This is a genomic window from Tsukamurella strandjordii (assembly GCF_039525985.1).
GTDB lineage: Bacteria > Actinomycetota > Actinomycetes > Mycobacteriales > Mycobacteriaceae > Tsukamurella > Tsukamurella strandjordii.
In genome coordinates, this window is record NZ_BAAAII010000016.1 from 95,685 (window position 1) to 111,808 (window position 16,124).

Consider the following 16,124-nt stretch of genomic DNA (forward strand, 5'->3'; position numbering starts at 1 on the left):
AGGGTCGCGGTATGGGTTCCTACGCCGACGAGTACCGCCGCAGCATGACCGACCCGTCCGGGTTCTGGGCGGAGCAGGCGCGCCGGATCGAGTGGATCACGCCGCCCACGGAGGTCCTGGACTCCTCGGATGCGCCGCTGTACCGGTGGTTTCCGGGTGCGGAGCTGAACACCTGCGTGAACGCGGTGGACCGGCACGTCGCGGCGGGACGGGGCGATCAGGTCGCGGTGATCCATGACTCCGCGATCACCGGCGAGGTGCACACGCTCACCTACCGGGAGCTGCTGGGGCGTGTCTCGAAGTTCGCGGGTGTACTCGAGGATCTCGGTGTGGGCAAGGGTGATCGGGTGGTGATCTACCTGCCGATGATCACCGAGGCCGTGGTCGCGATGCTCGCCTGCGCCCGGATCGGGGCGGTGCACTCGGTGGTCTTCGGCGGCTTCGCCGCGCCCGAACTGGCGGCGCGGCTCGACGATGCGCAGCCGAAGGTCATCGTCACCGCGTCCTGTGGCCTGGAGGGCAGCAGGGTGCTGCCGTACCTGCCCATCGTGCACGCGGCGATCGACGCGGCCGCCGCGAAGCCGGACACGGTGGTGGTCTGGCAGCGGCCGCAGCTGACCGCGGAACTGGGCCCGCGCGATCACGATTGGGCCGCGGCGGAGGCGGCGGCGCAGCCCGCGGAACCGGTGGCCGTGAAGGCCACCGACCCGCTGTACATCCTGTACACCTCCGGGACCACCGGCAAGCCCAAGGGCGTGGTCCGCGACAACGGCGGACACGCTGTGGCGCTGTCCTATTCGATGGGCGCGATCTACGATGCGCATCCCGGGCAGGTGTGGTGGACCGCCTCCGATGTGGGCTGGGTGGTGGGCCACAGCTACATCGTGTACGCGCCGCTGCTGATCGGAGCCACCACCGTGGTCTACGAGGGCAAGCCCGTGGGCACGCCGGACGCCGGTGCGTTCTGGCGGGTGATCGAGCGGCACGGCGTGAGCAACCTGTTCACCGCTCCCACTGCGCTGCGGGCCATCCGCAAGGAGGACCCGGACGCCGAGTTCGTGGCGACGTCCGATCTGTCGAGCCTGCGCACGCTGTTCATGGCGGGGGAGCGGCTCGATCCCGATACCTACGAGTGGGCGTCGGACAAGCTGGGCGTGCCGGTGATCGATCACTGGTGGCAGACCGAGACCGGCTGGCCGATCGCGGCGAACCTGCGCGGCGTGGAGCCGATGCCGGTCAAACCCGGCAGCGCCACGGTCCCGGTGCCCGGCTACGGCGTGCGCATCGTCGACGATGCCGGCAACGACGTGCCCGCGGGCGCCGAGGGAGCCGTGGTGATCTCGTTGCCGCTGCCGCCGGGCACGCTGCCCACGCTGTGGGGTGCGGACGAGCGGTACATCGACTCGTACCTCACGGCCTTCCCGGGGAACTACCTCACGGGCGACGGCGGCTATCTCGACGAGGACGGCTACCTGTTCGTTATGGGCCGCACCGACGATGTGATCAACGTTGCGGGGCACCGGCTCTCGACCGGTGCGCTGGAGGCGGCGATCGCCGGACATCCCGCGGTCGCCGAGTGCGCCGTGATCGGTGTGGCCGATCAGCTCAAGGGGCAGCTGCCGCGGGCGCTGGTGGCGCTCAAGGCCGGCGCCGACTGGGACCACGAGACGGTGCGCGCCGAGATCGTGCAGCGGGTCCGCGAGACCATCGGCGCCGTCGCGGCGCTGCGCGAGGTCGCGATCGTCACCGCGCTGCCCAAGACTCGATCGGGAAAGATCCTGCGGCGCAGCATGCGTGCCATCGCCGAGGGGCGCGACGAGGCCGTCCCGTCGACCATCGAGAACCCGGCCGTCCTCGAGGATCTGCGCGGGATCCTGCGTGGCTAGCGCTGCAGCAGGGCGCAGGATCGGAGGAATCCGATCGGATGTTCACCGGTCGGTCGGCGCCCGTTCGGCCAGCGTGAGCAGGCGGCGCAGCAACTCGTTCCCGGCCAGCTCCGTCGCCGCGTCGTCGTCCTCGGTGCCGTGGGCGGTGTCGGTGCCCCCGTGCACCTGTGTGTGCAACTGCTCCATCCGCTTGTCCAACTGCTCCGCGACCGCCGCGGCGGCGGACAGCTCGTCGACCAGGCGCGGCGGCACGGCGCGGTCGTACTTGTAGTAGATCTTGTGCTCCAGGCTGGCCCAGAAGTCCATCGCGATGGTGCGGATCTGCAGCTCCACGGGAACATGCACCGGCCCCGTCGAGAGGAACACCGGGATCTCGATGATCGCGTGAAGGCTCTTGTAGCCGTTCGGCTTCGGGTTCGCGATGTAGTCCTTGACCACGATCAGCCGCACATCGTCCTGCGCGGTGATGGTCTCCAGCACGCGGTAGGTGTCGGCGATGAAGCTGCACGTGATCCGGATGCCGGCGATATCGGTGATCGCCTCCCGGATCAGCGACAGATCGGCCGCGATCCCGCGGCGCCCCACCTTCTTGACGATGCTCTCGGGCTTCTTGATCCGCGAGGTCACGTGCTCGATCGGGTTGTATCGATGCAACTGCACGAACTCCTCGCGCAGGATCGACACCTTCGTCAGCACCTCGTCCACCGCGAACTGGTACTCCATCAGGAACCGCGTCAACTGGTCCCGCATGCGGCGGGCGGTGGCCAACATCTCGGGATCGGGGACGAATCCGAGCCCGAACGGGTCCGACGGTGCGGGTTCGGCGTTCATCGCGTCACCCTCACGGGATCGCCGTCACGGTCACGGTGGAGCCAGCCTTCACGCGGGTGCCGCCGCCCGGATCCTGCCAGATCACCTGCGAGTTGTCGGAGGCGAAGATGCCGTTGACCTTCACCTGCAGGCCGGCGTCCTGAAGCACGGATCGCGCCTGGCCCACCTTCATCCCGGTCACCGACGGCACCACGACGCGCGCCGCCAGGGTCACCGTGACGCGGTTGTTCGCCGGGTCCACCCGCGCCCCGGCGGCCGGGCTCACCGATGTCACCACGGCACCCGAACCGCTCTCGCCGGTCAGCTCGCCCACCAGGCCGGCCCGCTGCAGCATGCTCTGGGCCTCCGCGGCCGATTTGCCGGTCACATCGGGCACGGTGAGCGCGTTCGAGACCAGCAGCGTGACGCTGCCGCCCTTGTTCACCTGACCCGAGGGGTCCGTACCGAAGACCCGGCCGAGCTCCGTCGACGCGTCGAACTGCTGCTTGGTCTCCTTCACCGTGAGACCGGCCGACCGCAGGATCGACGTGGCCTCGTCGGCGGTCCTGCCGCGGACGTCGGGGATGGAGACGGGCTGATTGCCCGCCGACGCCACCACGGTCACCGCGGAACCCACGCCCACCCGGGTACCCGGAGTGGGGCTGAGCCCGATCACGCCGCCCTGGGGCACGTCCCGGCTGAACTGCGACGGCCCCCGCTTGGGCACCAGCCCGTTATCGCGCAATTGCTGCTCGACGGATTCGATGCTGGCGCCGGAGGTGAACTGCGGCACCGTCGGGCGGCCGCGCGAGTACTCCACCGTGACGCTGCCGAACCGGCTCACCCGGCTGCCCGACGGCGGCTTGAGCGCGGTCACGGTGTCCTCGGTGAGATCGTTGCTGTAGGTGCCCGCCAACTCGACGTCGAGCCCGGCGTCCTTGATCGCGCGCTCGGCCGCCGGCCGGTCCATCCCGGACACGTTCGGCACCGTCGTGTACTGCCCCGAGGCGAACCACCAGCCACCGAAGGCCAGCAGGATCGCGACCGCGGCGATGATCGCGACGATCGCCCAGGACTTCGCGCGGCTCTTGGCGGGCGGCTGCCCGGCCCACTGGGGACGCGCCGGGGGAACCTCGGCGGGCAGCGACTCGTGCATCGTCTCGGCGCGGGTGTACTGCACCGGTGTGCCCGGCGGGGGCACCTGCGGCACCGCCGCGGCCACCGTGTTCGGCGGTGCGGGCGCCTGCGCCCCGGCGGGCAACGCCGAGGTGGGATCCGCCGCGGCCGGGATCAGCGGCTGATTGCGCTGCGCGTCGTACATCGCGGCGGCCGCGCGCTGCTCGGCGCTGGACTGCGGCGCGGGCACCGTGAACGAGGGCAGTTCCAGGTTGTCCGCGATCGCCGCCAGCGCCTCCGCCATGGCGAAACCGTCGGTGTACCGGCGCGACGGATCGCGGTCGGTGGCGCGCGCCACGAACTCGTCGAACTCGGGCGGCACGCCCGCGATCGACGCGCTGGGCGCGGGCACGTCGTTGTGCAGCCGCTGGTAGGCCAGCGAGATCGCGGTGTCGCCGGTGAAGGGGACTGCGCCGGTGAGCAGCTCGTAGACCAGGACGCCGCTGGAGTAGACATCGGAGCGCGCGTCGGCGTTCCCCGACTCGACCTGCTCCGGGGAGAGGTACGCGGCCGTGCCGAGGATCACCGAGGAACTGGTGACGGACGCCGCGGCGATCGCGCGGACCAGTCCGAAGTCGGCGACCTTGACCTCGCCGCTGTCGGAGATGAGTACGTTCTCGGGCTTCACATCGCGGTGCACGAGCCCCGCGCGGTGCGCCGTGCCCAGTGCCGTGAGCACCGGCTCCATCACGGCCGCCACCGCGTGCGGGGGCATGGGGCCGCGCTCGTTGAGCAACTCGCGCAGGGTGCCGCCGGTCACCAGCTCCATCACGAGGAAGGCGAGATCGCCGTCGACGCCCTGGTCGTACACGGCCACCAGGCCGGGGTCCTTGAGCTTGGCGACGGCGCGGGCTTCGAACTCGAACCGGGAGACGAACTGCGCGTCCTCCGCGTACTTCGGGTCCATCACCTTGATCGCGATCGGCCGGTCGAGACGCAGGTCGAGGCCCATGTAGACGGTGGACATGCCGCCGCGCGCGATCACCGCATCGATGCGGTAGCGGCCCTCGATGCGGGCACCGAGGAGCCGGTCGCGGGGAGTGTTCACCTTCTTCGATCCTCTCTCAAGTCACTCGGCGGACGCGCCTGCCACGGCAGGTGTCGACAGTTCAGCCTAGCGACCCCGGGGTGGGAGGGGGTGGACCTCGAGCCTCGGTACAGTGTGACGGTGAGCTCGATCCCTTATGTCAGTGACGACCTGCTGCCCGATGGCACCGCCACCTTCTCCGCCTCCGCGGTCGCGAAGGGCCTCGGCGTGTCGTCGTCCAAGGTGCTGCAGTTGGTGCGTGATCGCCAACTGATCGCGGTGCGGCGCGGGGGAGACTTCCACATCCCGCAGCTCTTCTTCGGAGAGACCGACGGTCGCTTCGCGATCGCCAAACACCTCACCGGGCTGCTCCAGGTGCTGCGCGACGGCGGCTTCCAGGACGACGAGATCATGCAGTGGCTGTTCGCGCCGCTCGACGACCTCGACGGTGCCCCCGCCGAACTGCTGCACACCGATTCGGCGCGCGAAGTGATCCGGCGCGCCCAGTCGATGGCCTTCTGACCCCGCTCAGGCCGGAACGGGCTGCAGCCCCAGCTTGGGGCGCAGTTTCAGTGGATCCGGGTGCGCCAGCGAGTACCCGGCGAGCGCGCCGAGCGCGATGGCGAGCAGCACGTTCCACCACGAATACAGGCCGATCGAGCCGGTGGGCATGAACACGGCCATCAGCCACACCGAGATGCCGACGATGATCGCCAGCGTGCGGCGCGACCACGTGAACGCGCCGGCCACCGCCAGCGGCCAGGTGTAGTACCAGGGCAGCGACGCGGGCGAGAGCACGCACACCGCGAGCAGTCCCAGCAGGATGCCCATCACGTTCCGGCGCTCGTTCTGCCGGTACCGCCACCACAGCACCACCAGGGTGATCGCCAGGAGGGCGATGCCCAGGGCGCGGGTGACCACCAGGATCGGCGCCAGGTGCAGGTCGGTGAACGGAGCCGCGAGGAAGGCGGTGATCTGTGCCACGGCCGTCGGCAGGGTGATGTAGTTGATGATCTTGATCGACCCGGCCAGCGCGGTCACCCAGCCCAGCCCCACGCCCGCGATCGCGGTGAAGGCCGCGAACAGCGCCGCGAAGATCGCGACCGAGGCCGCGCCCACCGAGACGAAGGCGCGGGTGGCCGATTCCGACGGATCGTCCTCCCGCCGGTGGTGGTACCAGATCCACACCACGAAGGGCAGGGCGATCGCGGCGGTGCCCTTGACCGCCACCGCCGTCACGATCACGGCCACACCGAACCAGTGCTTGCGCCGCAGTACCAGCACGATGCCGGTCACCATGAGCCCCACCATGAGTGCCTCGTTGTGCACGCCGCCCACGAGGTGCACGATCACCAAGGGGTTGAGCACCGCGAACCACAGCGAGACGGCCGGCCGCGCGCCGAAGTGCTGCGCCAGCCGGGAGACGCCCCACACCGACAGCGCGATGCCGGGCAGCATCACCAGTCGCAGCGCGATCGTGCCGGTGAGCGCGTTATCGCCGCAGATCACCGTGACCCACTTCGCGATCAGGATGAACAGTGGACCGTACGGGGCGGTGGTGGTGGTCCAGATCCCGCTGACATCGTCGAGCAGGCCGTTCGGGTTGACCACGGGGCCCACCTCGTACGGATCGAAGCCGTCGCGCAACAGCGCGCCCTGCGCGAGGTAGCTGTAGGCGTCGCGGGAGTACAGGGGCACCGCCACGATCAGCGGCGCCGCCCACAGCGCGACGGTGCCCGCGATCTGCCGGGCGGAGACCTCGTCGCGGAGGGCGCTGCGCCCCAGCCGGACCCAGGCCAGCATGAGCAGCGCGATCCCCGTCCAGAACAGCACCGAGCTGAGCACCAGGCCGTGGCCGTAGCGCAGCCACGACAGGTGCGCGGATTCGAGCGTCACATCGTGCACGCGGATCGCTCCGGCGCCGAAGCTGCCGAGTGTGGTGAGGACGGCGCCCGCACAGCCGAGCAGGGCGGGGCGGCCCATAGCGGACCGCAGGAAGGCGGCGTAGCCGCGCACGGCGTCGCCGACGGCCGCGCGGGCGGCCCCGGCGTCGCGCTCGGTGCGGACGGGATCGTGTGAACCGGACATCCCCGCCAGTCTAGGCGCAGCCGTGCGCGCCCCGGCTCACCGTCGATCCATCCCCGCGTAGACCGCGACGCGCAGCCCCTCCACGGCGTGCACCGCGACGGGGGTCTCGAAGATCTCGGTGAGCAGATCGGAATCCATGATCTCGGCCGGTGTCCCGGCCGCGGCGATCACGCCGTTCTTGAGGGCGACGATCCGATCCGCGTACGCGGCGGCGAAATTCAGGTCGTGCACCACCAGGATGATCGTCTTGCCGAGCTCGTCGGCCGCGCGTCGGAGCTGCCCCATCATGCCCACCTGATGCCGCAGGTCGAGATTGTTGAGCGGCTCGTCGAGCAGGATCACCTCGGTGTCCTGGGCCAGCGTCATCGCCACGTAGGCCCGCTGCCGCTGCCCGCCCGAGAGCTCGTCGAGGAACCGATCCGACAGCTCGGTGAGGCCGAGGAAGCCGAGCGCGTCGTCGATGTGCCGTACGTCCTCGGCGGTGAGCCGTCCCCGGCTGTGCGGGAAGCGCCCGAACCCCACCAGATCACGCACCGTGAGCCGGGCGTTGACGCCGTTCTCCTGGCGCAGGATCGCCAGCTTGCGGGCGATCTGCGTGGGCTTCATCGATCCCACCTCGACGCCGTCGAGTTTCGCCGTCCCGGCGTCGGGTGTGAGCAGTCGGCCCAAGATGGTGAGGAGCGTTGACTTGCCGGCGCCGTTGGGTCCGACGAGGGCGGTGACGCCCCCGCGCTCGAAGGAGCCCGAGACGGGGCCGAGGACCACGGTCTCGGCGTACGACTTGGTGAGGTCCGCGAATTCGATCGCGGGTGTCGAGGCTCCGGTCGCTGCGTTGGTCACATCGTCCCCCTTCGGCGGAACAGGATGGCGAGGAACAGGATCCCGCCGGCGAACTCGATGATCACGGTGAGCATGCCCGCGGCGTAGAAGACGTTCTGCAGGATGAACTGTCCGGCGGCCAGGGTGATCACACCCAGGAGGAAGGCCATCGGCAGCGTCGCGCGGTGATGCCAATCGCCGGCCAGCTCGTAGGCGAGCGTGGCGATGATGAACCCGAAGAAGACCATCGGACCCACCAGTGCCGTGCTCACCGAGATCAGCAGCGCGATCAGCATGAGCGCCTTGGTCAGTTCGCGGCGGTGGTCGACGCCCAGCGCGATCGCCGGATCGCGGCCCAGCAGCAGCACGTCGTAGACGTTGCGCCGGCGCCACGCGTACACGGCGACCACCACGCACACCACCGCGGCGATCGGCAGCAGGTCGGCGTTCACCGAGCCGAGGCGCCCGAACAGCTTGATCGAGAGCGCGTCGAACTCGGTGGGGGAGAGCAATCGCTGCAGGAACTCGGCGACCGCACGGAAGGCCAGGCCCAGCACCACACCCACCAGCAGGAGCAGGAACAGGCTGGCGAACCGGCCGGAGAACAACCAGCGGTACAGGATCGACGCGAACAGCACCATCGCGCCGGTCTGCGCGAGGAACTGGGGCACGCTGTCGAAGTTCTCCACGAAGCTGCCGCCCACCAGGAACACGCCCACGGTCTGGATCAGCACGTACAGGCTGTCCAGGCCGATGATCGAGGGCGTGAGGATGCGGTTGTGCGTCACCGTGTGGAACAGCACCGTGGCCACGCCCTGGCAGAACGCGGCGATGATCATCGCGCACACGGTGCGCACCCGCCGGTCGAAGGACAGACCGAAGGTGAAGTCCCAGCGCAGCACGTCGTCGGCGCCCGTGCGCATGAGCAGGAACAGTGCCACCGCCAGGGTGGCCACCGCTGCAGCGATGCCCAGGCGGGCGCGCCAGCCCACCCGGCCGGTGGACGATCCGGCCAGTGACGGTGCGCCCGTGGCGGTATCAGAGGGCGACACGATTACTCCTGGTGAGGATGAGCGCGAGGAAGGTGACGGCGCCGATCACACCCATGATCACCGCGACCGGGATCTCCATGGGGCGCACGATGATCCGGCCGATCAGATCGCACCCGGTGATCAAAGCGATGGACAGTGCCGCGACCCAGGGCAGGCCGGACCTGACATCGTCGCCGCGCAGCGCGCTGATGATGTTGGGCACCACCAGCCCGAGGAAGGGCAGGAAGCCCACCACGACGCTGGTCACGCCCGTCGCGAGCGCCACCATCGTGACGCCCAGGCCCACGGTGAGCCCGTACCGCAGCCCGAGGGAGGTGGCCACATCGCGGCCGAGGCCGGCGATGGTGAAGTAATTGGCGAGCGCGAACGTGGCGACGGCGATGATCGCCACGGCCCACAGCGGCTCGTAGAAGCCGCGCACGATATGCGCGAACCCGCCCGAGCGCCAGGCGACCACCGATTGCAGCAGGTTCCGGTCGACGGCGAGGTAGGTGGTGATCGCGCTGACCACGGCGCCCATCATGAGGCCCACCAGCGGCACGATCGCGGAGCGCCGGGCGCGGATCCGCGAGAGGAACCCGAGGAACAGCAGCGTGCCGACGAAGGCGGTCGCGGTCGCGAAGCCCATCTTCACCAGGGGCGGTGCACCGGGTACGAGGATCAGGCAGAGCAGCACGCCCAGGCCCGCCCACTCGGCGGTGCCGGCGGTGGTGGGCTCGACGAACCGGTTCTGGGTGAGCCGCTGCATGATCACGCCGGAGAAGCTCATGGCGAGTGCGGCGAAGATCAGTGCCAGCGTGCGCGGTACCCGGGAGATGAAGAACATCCGCCACATGTCACCGTCGCCGGACATCAGCCCGGCGACGGTGATGTGGTACTCGCCCGTCATCAGGGACAGCACCACCAGCACCGCGCACGCCGCCGCGATCAGCGGCAGCGCGGCGCGGCGGGTCACTTCTTGGCGGCGAGCGCCTCCGCGAGGCGCTGGTAGTTCTCGCCGTAATCCTGGATGCCCTCGCGGACGTAGAAGAAGTCGTCCAGGTAGAAGATCCGGTCCTGCTCGAAGAAGCCCTTGCCCTTGAAGGCCTCCTGCGCCTTGAACACCGAGGCGGCGGGCTGCGGGGTGGTGCCCGGCTTCGGGGTCACGGCGGCGTCGCGGTCCATGACGATGACCCACTGCGGGTCGGCCTGCGCGATCGCCTCGGGGGTCAGGCCCGAATCCTGGTGGATGTTGCCGCCCTGGCCGCCGAAGACGTCCTTGAGGTTGAGCTGCTCGATGAAGGGCTTCATGCGCGCGGCGCCGTTGTCGATCTTGCCGCCGTTGACATTCGCCAGGAACACGGTCTGACCGGTGGCCTGCGCCTTCGCGGCATCGAGCCGCTTGTCGAAGTCGGCCACGATCTGCTTGGCCTGATCCTGCTTGCCGAAGATCTCACCGAGGGTGGTGGTCTGGCTGCGCATGGTGTCCACGCGGCCCTTCGGTGCGTCGTCCTCCGCGGCGATGTCGATGAACGCGGCGCCGGTCTGGTCGGCGATCTTCTTCAGATCGCCCTCCTTCTTCTGGAACCGGTAGCCGCCGATGATCAGGTCGGGCTTGACGTCCTCGATCACGTCGAGCTTCGGCTCGGCGTGCGTGCCGACGTCCTTGATCTCGGGGTCGTTGATCCACTCGCCCAGCACGTTCTTCGCGAACAGCGGCTTCGGGATGGCCACCGGGGTCACGCCGAAGGCCTTGAGGGTCTCCGCGCTCGTGTTGTCGAGGGCGACCACGCGCTTCGGGTTCTTCGGCACCTGGACATCGCCCTTGTTGGTGCTGATCGTGATCTTCTCGCCGGCGGCGGGCTTCTCGTCGTCGGAGCTCGTGGTCGAGCATCCGGCGAAGACGAGGCTCGCGGCCACCAGCGCGGCGGCCACGGGGGCGCCCTTGCGGAAGCGGGTGAACATGCGGGGACTCCTTCTGAGCAATAGTGACGCGATACCGTAAGGCCTTGGTAAAGGCCTTAGGCAACCGAAACCATACCCAGAGATGGCAAGGATTACCTAACTCAGCAGGAAGGCGTCAGGCGGCGCGGTCCACCAGGACCGCCGCCAGCCCGGCCAGCACCGGGCGGGCCTGGTCATCGATCGGCGCGTCGTCGATGGCCGTGGTGGCGCGGGAGGTGAGCTCCTCGACCCGGGACTGCATCGCCGACGGTGCGCCCGTCGCCCGCAGCGCCGCCCGGGCCCGCTCGACACCCTGGTCGTCGAGGTCGGTGCCCACCAGCGAGCGCAGCTCGTCCGCCGCATCGCCGCCGGTGGCGAGCGCGTGGGCGAGCATCGGCGTGTGCTTGCCGGAGCGCAGATCGTCGCCCGAGGGCTTGCCGGTCACCGCGGGATCGCCGAACGCGCCCAGCAGGTCGTCGCGCAGCTGGAAGGCCACGCCCAGGTCGACGCCGATCTCCCGCAGCGCGGCGATCGCCGCGTCGGAGGCGCCGGCCAGCGCGGCGCCCACGTGCAGCGGCCGTTCCACGGTGTACCCCGCGGTCTTGAACCGCACCACGCGCTCCGCGGCGTCCTCCGATTCGTCCCGCGAGGCCTCGCTCACGATGTCGAGCAGCTGTCCGCCGAGCACCTCGGTGCGCATCGCCGCCCACGCGCGCGCGGCGCGCAGGTAGCGCTCGGGCTCGAGACCGGCGCCGAGGAACATGTCGTCGGCCCAGGCCAGGGCGAGGTCGCCCAGCAGGATCGCGGTGGCCTCGCCGAACTTCTCCGACGAGCCCGACCAGCCGCGCTGCGCGTGCAGCTCGGCGAACTCGCGGTGCGTGGTGGGGTAGCCGCGGCGGGTGAGCGAGGCGTCGATGATGTCGTCGTGGATCAGGGCGCACGCCTGGACGAACTCCAGCGAGGAACAGGCCCGCAGGGCGGCCCGCGCCACCTCGCCCTCGGCCGGCCCGCCGCCCGCCAGCCACCCCGTCCAGGCGAACGCGGGGCGAATACGCTTACCGCCGCGCAAAACGAAGCGCTCCAGTCCGGCGGTCGCCTCCGAGAACACCGGACCGACGGGTTCGACCAGGTCACGGCGCTCTTCGAGGAAGGATTCGAGCTGTGGCCGCACGGCCTCCGCGATGTCGGCCAGGGTGGTCTGGGGCGGGGCGACCGGCAGCGTCATACCTGGAAATCTATTCTCAATGGTGTGACCGAACCAAGCCGGACCGTACTCGACCGTCTCGACGCCGTGCGCGCGAGCGGGCGAATGCCGTTCTCGGTGGAATTCATGCCCCCGCGCGACGAGGCGGGGGAGGCCCGGCTGTGGCGCGCGGTGCGCACTTTCGAGCGGATGGATCCGGCCTTCGTCTCGATGACCTACGGTGCCGGCGGGTCCACCCGCGACCGCACCGTCCGCGTCACCGGCGAGATCGCCGCGTCGACCACCCTGCTGCCGGTGGCGCACCTGACCGCCGTGGACCACAGCATCGAGGAGCTGCGCGCGCTGATGGGCGCCTACGCCGATCAGGACGTGCGCAACGTGCTGGTGCTGCGCGGCGACCCGCCCGGTGATCCGCTGGGCAAGTGGGTGCGGCACCCCAAGGGGCTCAAGTACGCCAGCGAGGTCGTCGAGCTCGTGCGCGAGCTGGGTGATTTCCACGTGGGCGTGGCCGCGTTCCCGGAGGGACACCACCGTTCACCCGATCTCGACAGTGACGTGCGGTACTTCGCGAACAAGCTGCGCTCGGGCGCCGACTACTCGATCACGCAGATGTTCTTCGACGTCGACGACTACCTGCGGCTGCGCGACGCCGTGGCGGCGCTCGATCCGGAGCAGGGCGCCAAGCCGCTGATCCCGGGCATCATGCCGATCACCTCGCTCAAATCGGTCTCGCGCATGGCCGAGCTGTCGAATGCGAAGATCCCCGATGCCATGCGTGCCGAGCTCTCGGCGGCCGCGGGCGACGGGCCCGAGGAGGATCGCGCCGCGGTCCGCGCCGTGGGCATCGAGATCGCCACCCGGATGGGTGAGCGGCTGATCGCCGAGGGCGCACCGGCGCTGCACTTCTGCACGTTGAACTTCGCGAAGGCCACCAGCGAGGTGCTGGAGAACCTGTCGATGCTGCCGGAGCCCGCGGGCACTACTTCTTGAGCTTCTCCCGCAGCCACTGCGGAAGCTCGACGAGCGATTCCGTCTCGCCGGAGTCCTGGCCCACCTTGGCGCTGCGGTCCCGGTTGACGTAGGCGACCGCGGCCACGACCGCGGCGGCGAGGAAGGACACGATCGCGGTGATCCACGACCACAGGGTGAACGAGGCGATCGACGGATCGGCGTAATCGGCCTCGGCGGTGAGCGCGGCGGAGGTGCCCGCGTTCAGCGTCCAGGTCACCAGATCGTCGTTCTCCTGCTGCCCGTTGGTGGCGGTCACCGGGCCGGGGAACTGCACCGAGACCACGATCACCGCCGAGTTCGGCGCCAGCGACGCCATATCGGCGGTACCCGACAGGATCACCGTGCCGCCGTTGCGCTGCACCCGCATCTTCATCGACGTCGCGGAGTTGTCGAAGGCCTGCGAGACCACCTCGCCGAGCTGGTTGAACTGCCCGAAGGTGATGGTCTCGAACAGCATCTGGGTGCCGATCTTGCCGTTCGAGTCGTACGCCTGCACCTGGGCCTGACCGGTCAGTTCCCCCGGCACCGACAGCTGCGGGCCCTTCGGGTCGGAGTTCGGCGTCTGCGCCGCCACGATCTTGCCGGACATGCGGTCGCCGGGGCCGGGGTTCGCACACGCGGCGGGCACCGCCGCCAGGAACAGCAGCATGACCGCGGCGAGCAGCCGGGCCGGGCGGAACCGGGGCCGGGGCGTGTCGACTTGGCGGGATCGGGAGCTCACGACCGCCATCGTGCCAGGCCCCGCAGGTCGCGGGCGAGTAGCCGCGCCGCGATCCGGCCATTGGAACCGTTCACGCCCCCGCCCGGGTGCATCGACGCGCCCGCGAGGGCCAGGCCCGGCGCTCCCGGTACACGGGCGCCGGCCAGGTCCGGGATCGGCCGGAACAACAGCATGTTGTGCAGCGCCATCTCGACGTGCATCACGTTCCCGCCGAGCAGGCCGAGCTCGGATTCGAGGGTCGCCGGTGTCTGCACGTACCGGTGTTCGACCGTGTCGGCGAAGCCCGGCGCCCAGCGCTCGGTCTCGCCGACGATGCGATCGGCCTCCGCCTCGGCCAGGGCGGCCCAGTCGCCGCGGGCGAGCGCGTAGGGGTACCACTGGGCCCACAGCGTGGTGTTGTGCCGGCCCGCGGGCGCGATCGACGGGTCCAGGCCCGAGAAGGTCATCGCCAGCACGGCGGGCCGACGGGGCGGATCGCCCGCCAGCATGTCGCCGCGGGCGCGGGCGAGGTGACCGCGGTCGGCGGTGAGCAGGCCCAGCCCCGATTGCTCCTGCAGCGGAACGCCGTCGAAAGCGGGTGGCGCCGTGGTGCCCAGGCGCAGCACCATGCCCACTCCCGGGCCCACCTGGATCTGCCTGCGCCAGCGCAGGATCCGGTCGCCGTCGTAGCCGCCGGCGGCGAGCAGGTCGAGGGTCGTCAGCACGTGACACCCGGCCAGCACGGTGCGGGCGTGCACGGTGCGCGGACCGTCGGGCCCGGCGACGGTGACGCGCCAGCCCCGTCCGGCCCGGCGCAGCTCGGTGACGGGCGTGCCGAGTTCGACGGTGCCGCCGTCGGATTCGAGACGGCTGATCAGGGCGGCGGTCAGTGCCCCGCTACCGCCGACGGCGCGCCCCGGGGGCAGGGTGTGCATGAGTGCGGCGAAGCCGACCATCGGCGCGGTGCCGGGTTCGCTCATCGCGGGACCGGACTGCGCGCCGAACCAGGCCAGCGCGGCCTTGAGGCGTTCGTCGTCGAAGTACTCGTCGAGGAGGGCGTCGCCCGATGCGAGGTAGGCGCGGGACATGCCGACCACCGAGTCCCGCCCCTTGGTGGGCCAGAACGCCCGCCCCAGCCGCGCGGCCGTCGGACCGGCGCCGAAGGCGTTCATGGTGGCCCGGGCGCGCGGCGTCCAATCGGCCACGAAGCGGCGGTACGCGGCGGCGTCCCGCGCCCCGCACGCCGCGGCCACCGAATCCACGGTGGCATCGAGGTCGGTACGGAAAACGATGGGCGGCAGCGAGGTTCCCGGGGGAACGGGCGCGAAGGCCCACGGATCGCAATCGATGTACTGCAGACCGTGCGCGGCGAGACCGAGCTCCTCGGCGATGCCGGTGTGTCGGAACATCAGGTGGGCCGACGAGCCGCGGTCCACGCGGTACCCCGGGAACCGCTCCACGGTGCTCACCGCGCCGCCGGGCACCGCATCGGCCTCGAAGACGGAGACGCGCCGGCCGCGGGCGGCGAGGAGGGCGGCGCCCACCAGTGCGTTGTGGCCGGAACCGACCACCGCGACGTCGAGCTCGGCGGCGGTCACCGGGAGTAGGGGAGGTCGCGGCCCAGGACGGCGAAGGGGCGCGGATCGCCCGCGAACCGGAAATCACGGAGCACGTCGATGAATCCGGTGCGCCGGTACAGGCGCCAGGCGCGGTTCGCCTCGCCGGCGACCTCCGGGGTGGACAACAGGACGCGGGCCTCCGGCCGCCCCGCGAGCAGGGCCGCCAGGAGGCCGCCGCCGACGCCGTGCCCCTGCGCCGTGGGGTGCACGTGCAGCTCGGTGAGTTCGAAGTAGTCGCCGGCGATCGCCTCGATCGCGGTGGGCGCCGTACCGCGGCGGGTGAGGCCGAGGCGGAGCTGCCGGTTCCACCACTGGTCACCGCCGCCGCTGTAGCCGTAGGCGATGCCCACGAGGTGGTCGACGAGCGTCCCGTCGGGTGTGGGGAGGGCCTGTACGGCGCCGAAGGCCGAATACCCGGGCCGCGCCAGATGCTCGCGCCAGGTGGGGAAGCGGTGCGCCTCGGTGCCCGCGGGATAGGCCATGGCCGCCACGTAGATCTGCAGGGCGGCGGGCATCCAGAGCGTGGCGTCCTGCGGGGAGAGCTCGAGGATCCGGGGGGCGGGCGGAGTCACTGCGGTCACGGTTCCTCCTCTCCCTTGACGTGTCGGTCCCTCACGCTATATTAGAAGTGATCGAATGGTTGTTCGATCACGGGCCATCGGATTGGCGCGCATGTTCTGGCGCCGGAGCGGAACGCCGATCCAGCGGTCGCCGGCGGGTCTGGCGCGAAACGAGGGAAGCGTTCCGTGTCAGTCCCGTCCGGTACAACGAGGTCAACGAGAACACGAATTCGCTTCGCCGAGATTCGA

General features: G+C 70.4%; 14 protein-coding genes. 3 read left to right on the forward strand and 11 right to left on the reverse strand.

Annotated features, from left to right (window positions below):
• Positions 1 to 11: 11 nt before the first annotated feature.
• Complete coding sequence (locus ABD108_RS21345; RefSeq protein ID WP_343931331.1) at positions 12 to 1,886, forward strand: acetate--CoA ligase; 1,875 nt, start codon at positions 12 to 14, stop codon at positions 1,884 to 1,886.
• A 42-nt stretch (positions 1,887 to 1,928) separates the two neighbouring features.
• Here ABD108_RS21345 and ABD108_RS21350 read toward each other — a convergent pair whose 3' ends face one another.
• Both ABD108_RS21350 and pknB read right to left on the reverse strand, forming a co-directional pair.
• Positions 1,929 to 2,717 (reverse strand): GTP pyrophosphokinase, encoded by a 789-nt coding sequence (locus tag ABD108_RS21350; protein WP_344186375.1) that lies wholly within the window; start codon positions 2,715 to 2,717, stop codon positions 1,929 to 1,931.
• A 10-nt stretch (positions 2,718 to 2,727) separates the two neighbouring features.
• Positions 2,728 to 4,920, reverse strand: a complete 2,193-nt coding sequence (gene pknB / locus ABD108_RS21355; RefSeq protein WP_343931332.1) for a Stk1 family PASTA domain-containing Ser/Thr kinase — start codon at positions 4,918 to 4,920, stop codon at positions 2,728 to 2,730.
• A 120-nt stretch (positions 4,921 to 5,040) separates the two neighbouring features.
• Between pknB and ABD108_RS21360 the strand changes: the two genes are divergently transcribed.
• The gene (locus ABD108_RS21360) at positions 5,041 to 5,421 is read left to right on the forward strand and encodes an Rv2175c family DNA-binding protein (RefSeq protein ID WP_220655816.1); all 381 of its coding nucleotides are present in this window, start codon (positions 5,041 to 5,043) and stop codon (positions 5,419 to 5,421) included.
• Positions 5,422 to 5,427: 6 nt separating this feature from the next.
• Here ABD108_RS21360 and ABD108_RS21365 read toward each other — a convergent pair whose 3' ends face one another.
• The 6 genes from ABD108_RS21365 to ABD108_RS21390 form a co-directional block, all read right to left on the reverse strand.
• A complete protein-coding gene (locus ABD108_RS21365) occupies positions 5,428 to 6,987 on the reverse strand; it encodes an alpha-(1->6)-mannopyranosyltransferase A (protein ID WP_343931333.1) in 1,560 nt (519 codons plus the stop codon).
• A 36-nt stretch (positions 6,988 to 7,023) separates the two neighbouring features.
• Positions 7,024 to 7,827, reverse strand: a complete 804-nt coding sequence (locus ABD108_RS21370) for an iron ABC transporter ATP-binding protein (RefSeq protein ID WP_343931334.1) — start codon at positions 7,825 to 7,827, stop codon at positions 7,024 to 7,026.
• Positions 7,824 to 8,858: an iron chelate uptake ABC transporter family permease subunit gene (locus ABD108_RS21375; RefSeq protein ID WP_343931335.1), complete on the reverse strand. Its 1,035-nt coding sequence runs from the start codon at positions 8,856 to 8,858 to the stop codon at positions 7,824 to 7,826. Before ABD108_RS21375 ends, ABD108_RS21370 begins: the two co-directional genes overlap by 4 nt.
• The gene (locus tag ABD108_RS21380) at positions 8,845 to 9,813 is read right to left on the reverse strand and encodes an ABC transporter permease (protein ID WP_343931336.1); all 969 of its coding nucleotides are present in this window, start codon (positions 9,811 to 9,813) and stop codon (positions 8,845 to 8,847) included. The genes ABD108_RS21375 and ABD108_RS21380 overlap by 14 nt, the downstream gene beginning before the upstream one ends.
• Positions 9,810 to 10,802 (reverse strand): ABC transporter substrate-binding protein, encoded by a 993-nt coding sequence (locus tag ABD108_RS21385; RefSeq protein ID WP_220655813.1) that lies wholly within the window; start codon positions 10,800 to 10,802, stop codon positions 9,810 to 9,812. Before ABD108_RS21385 ends, ABD108_RS21380 begins: the two co-directional genes overlap by 4 nt.
• Before the next feature lie 115 nt (positions 10,803 to 10,917).
• Positions 10,918 to 12,006 carry a polyprenyl synthetase family protein gene (locus ABD108_RS21390; protein ID WP_343931337.1) on the reverse strand — a complete coding sequence of 363 codons (1,089 nt, stop codon included), beginning with the start codon at positions 12,004 to 12,006 and terminating at the stop codon, positions 10,918 to 10,920.
• An 84-nt stretch (positions 12,007 to 12,090) separates the two neighbouring features.
• Here ABD108_RS21390 and metF point away from each other — a divergent pair, with 84 nt between their 5' ends.
• The gene (gene metF / locus ABD108_RS21395; RefSeq protein WP_415847201.1) at positions 12,091 to 12,975 is read left to right on the forward strand and encodes a methylenetetrahydrofolate reductase [NAD(P)H]; all 885 of its coding nucleotides are present in this window, start codon (positions 12,091 to 12,093) and stop codon (positions 12,973 to 12,975) included.
• Here metF and ABD108_RS21400 read toward each other — a convergent pair.
• The 3 genes from ABD108_RS21400 to ABD108_RS21410 are packed head-to-tail and all read right to left on the reverse strand — an operon-like array spanning position 12,965 to position 15,896.
• Positions 12,965 to 13,717, reverse strand: a complete 753-nt coding sequence (locus tag ABD108_RS21400) for an LppM family (lipo)protein (protein ID WP_220655810.1) — start codon at positions 13,715 to 13,717, stop codon at positions 12,965 to 12,967. The genes metF and ABD108_RS21400 overlap by 11 nt on opposite strands.
• On the reverse strand, positions 13,714 to 15,294 hold the full coding sequence (locus ABD108_RS21405; RefSeq protein WP_343931338.1) for a phytoene desaturase family protein: 1,581 nt from the start codon (positions 15,292 to 15,294) through the stop codon (positions 13,714 to 13,716). Before ABD108_RS21405 ends, ABD108_RS21400 begins: the two co-directional genes overlap by 4 nt.
• Positions 15,291 to 15,896: a GNAT family N-acetyltransferase gene (locus tag ABD108_RS21410; protein ID WP_305112102.1), complete on the reverse strand. Its 606-nt coding sequence runs from the start codon at positions 15,894 to 15,896 to the stop codon at positions 15,291 to 15,293. The genes ABD108_RS21405 and ABD108_RS21410 overlap by 4 nt, the downstream gene beginning before the upstream one ends.
• Positions 15,897 to 16,124: the final 228 nt, after the last annotated feature.

What these genes read in the sequence shown, in the direction of transcription:
- ABD108_RS21345 (WP_343931331.1), top strand. Translation starts at nt 12, where the DNA reads ATGGGTTCCTACGCCGACGAGTACCGCCGCAGCATGACCGACCCGTCC.
- ABD108_RS21365 (WP_343931333.1), bottom strand. Translation starts at nt 6,987, where the DNA reads ATGTCCGGTTCACACGATCCCGTCCGCACCGAGCGCGACGCCGGGGCC.
- ABD108_RS21350 (WP_344186375.1), bottom strand. Translation starts at nt 2,717, where the DNA reads ATGAACGCCGAACCCGCACCGTCGGACCCGTTCGGGCTCGGATTCGTC.
- metF (WP_415847201.1), top strand. Translation starts at nt 12,091, where the DNA reads ATGCCGTTCTCGGTGGAATTCATGCCCCCGCGCGACGAGGCGGGGGAG.
- ABD108_RS21390 (WP_343931337.1), bottom strand. Translation starts at nt 12,006, where the DNA reads ATGACGCTGCCGGTCGCCCCGCCCCAGACCACCCTGGCCGACATCGCG.
- ABD108_RS21385 (WP_220655813.1), bottom strand. Translation starts at nt 10,802, where the DNA reads ATGTTCACCCGCTTCCGCAAGGGCGCCCCCGTGGCCGCCGCGCTGGTG.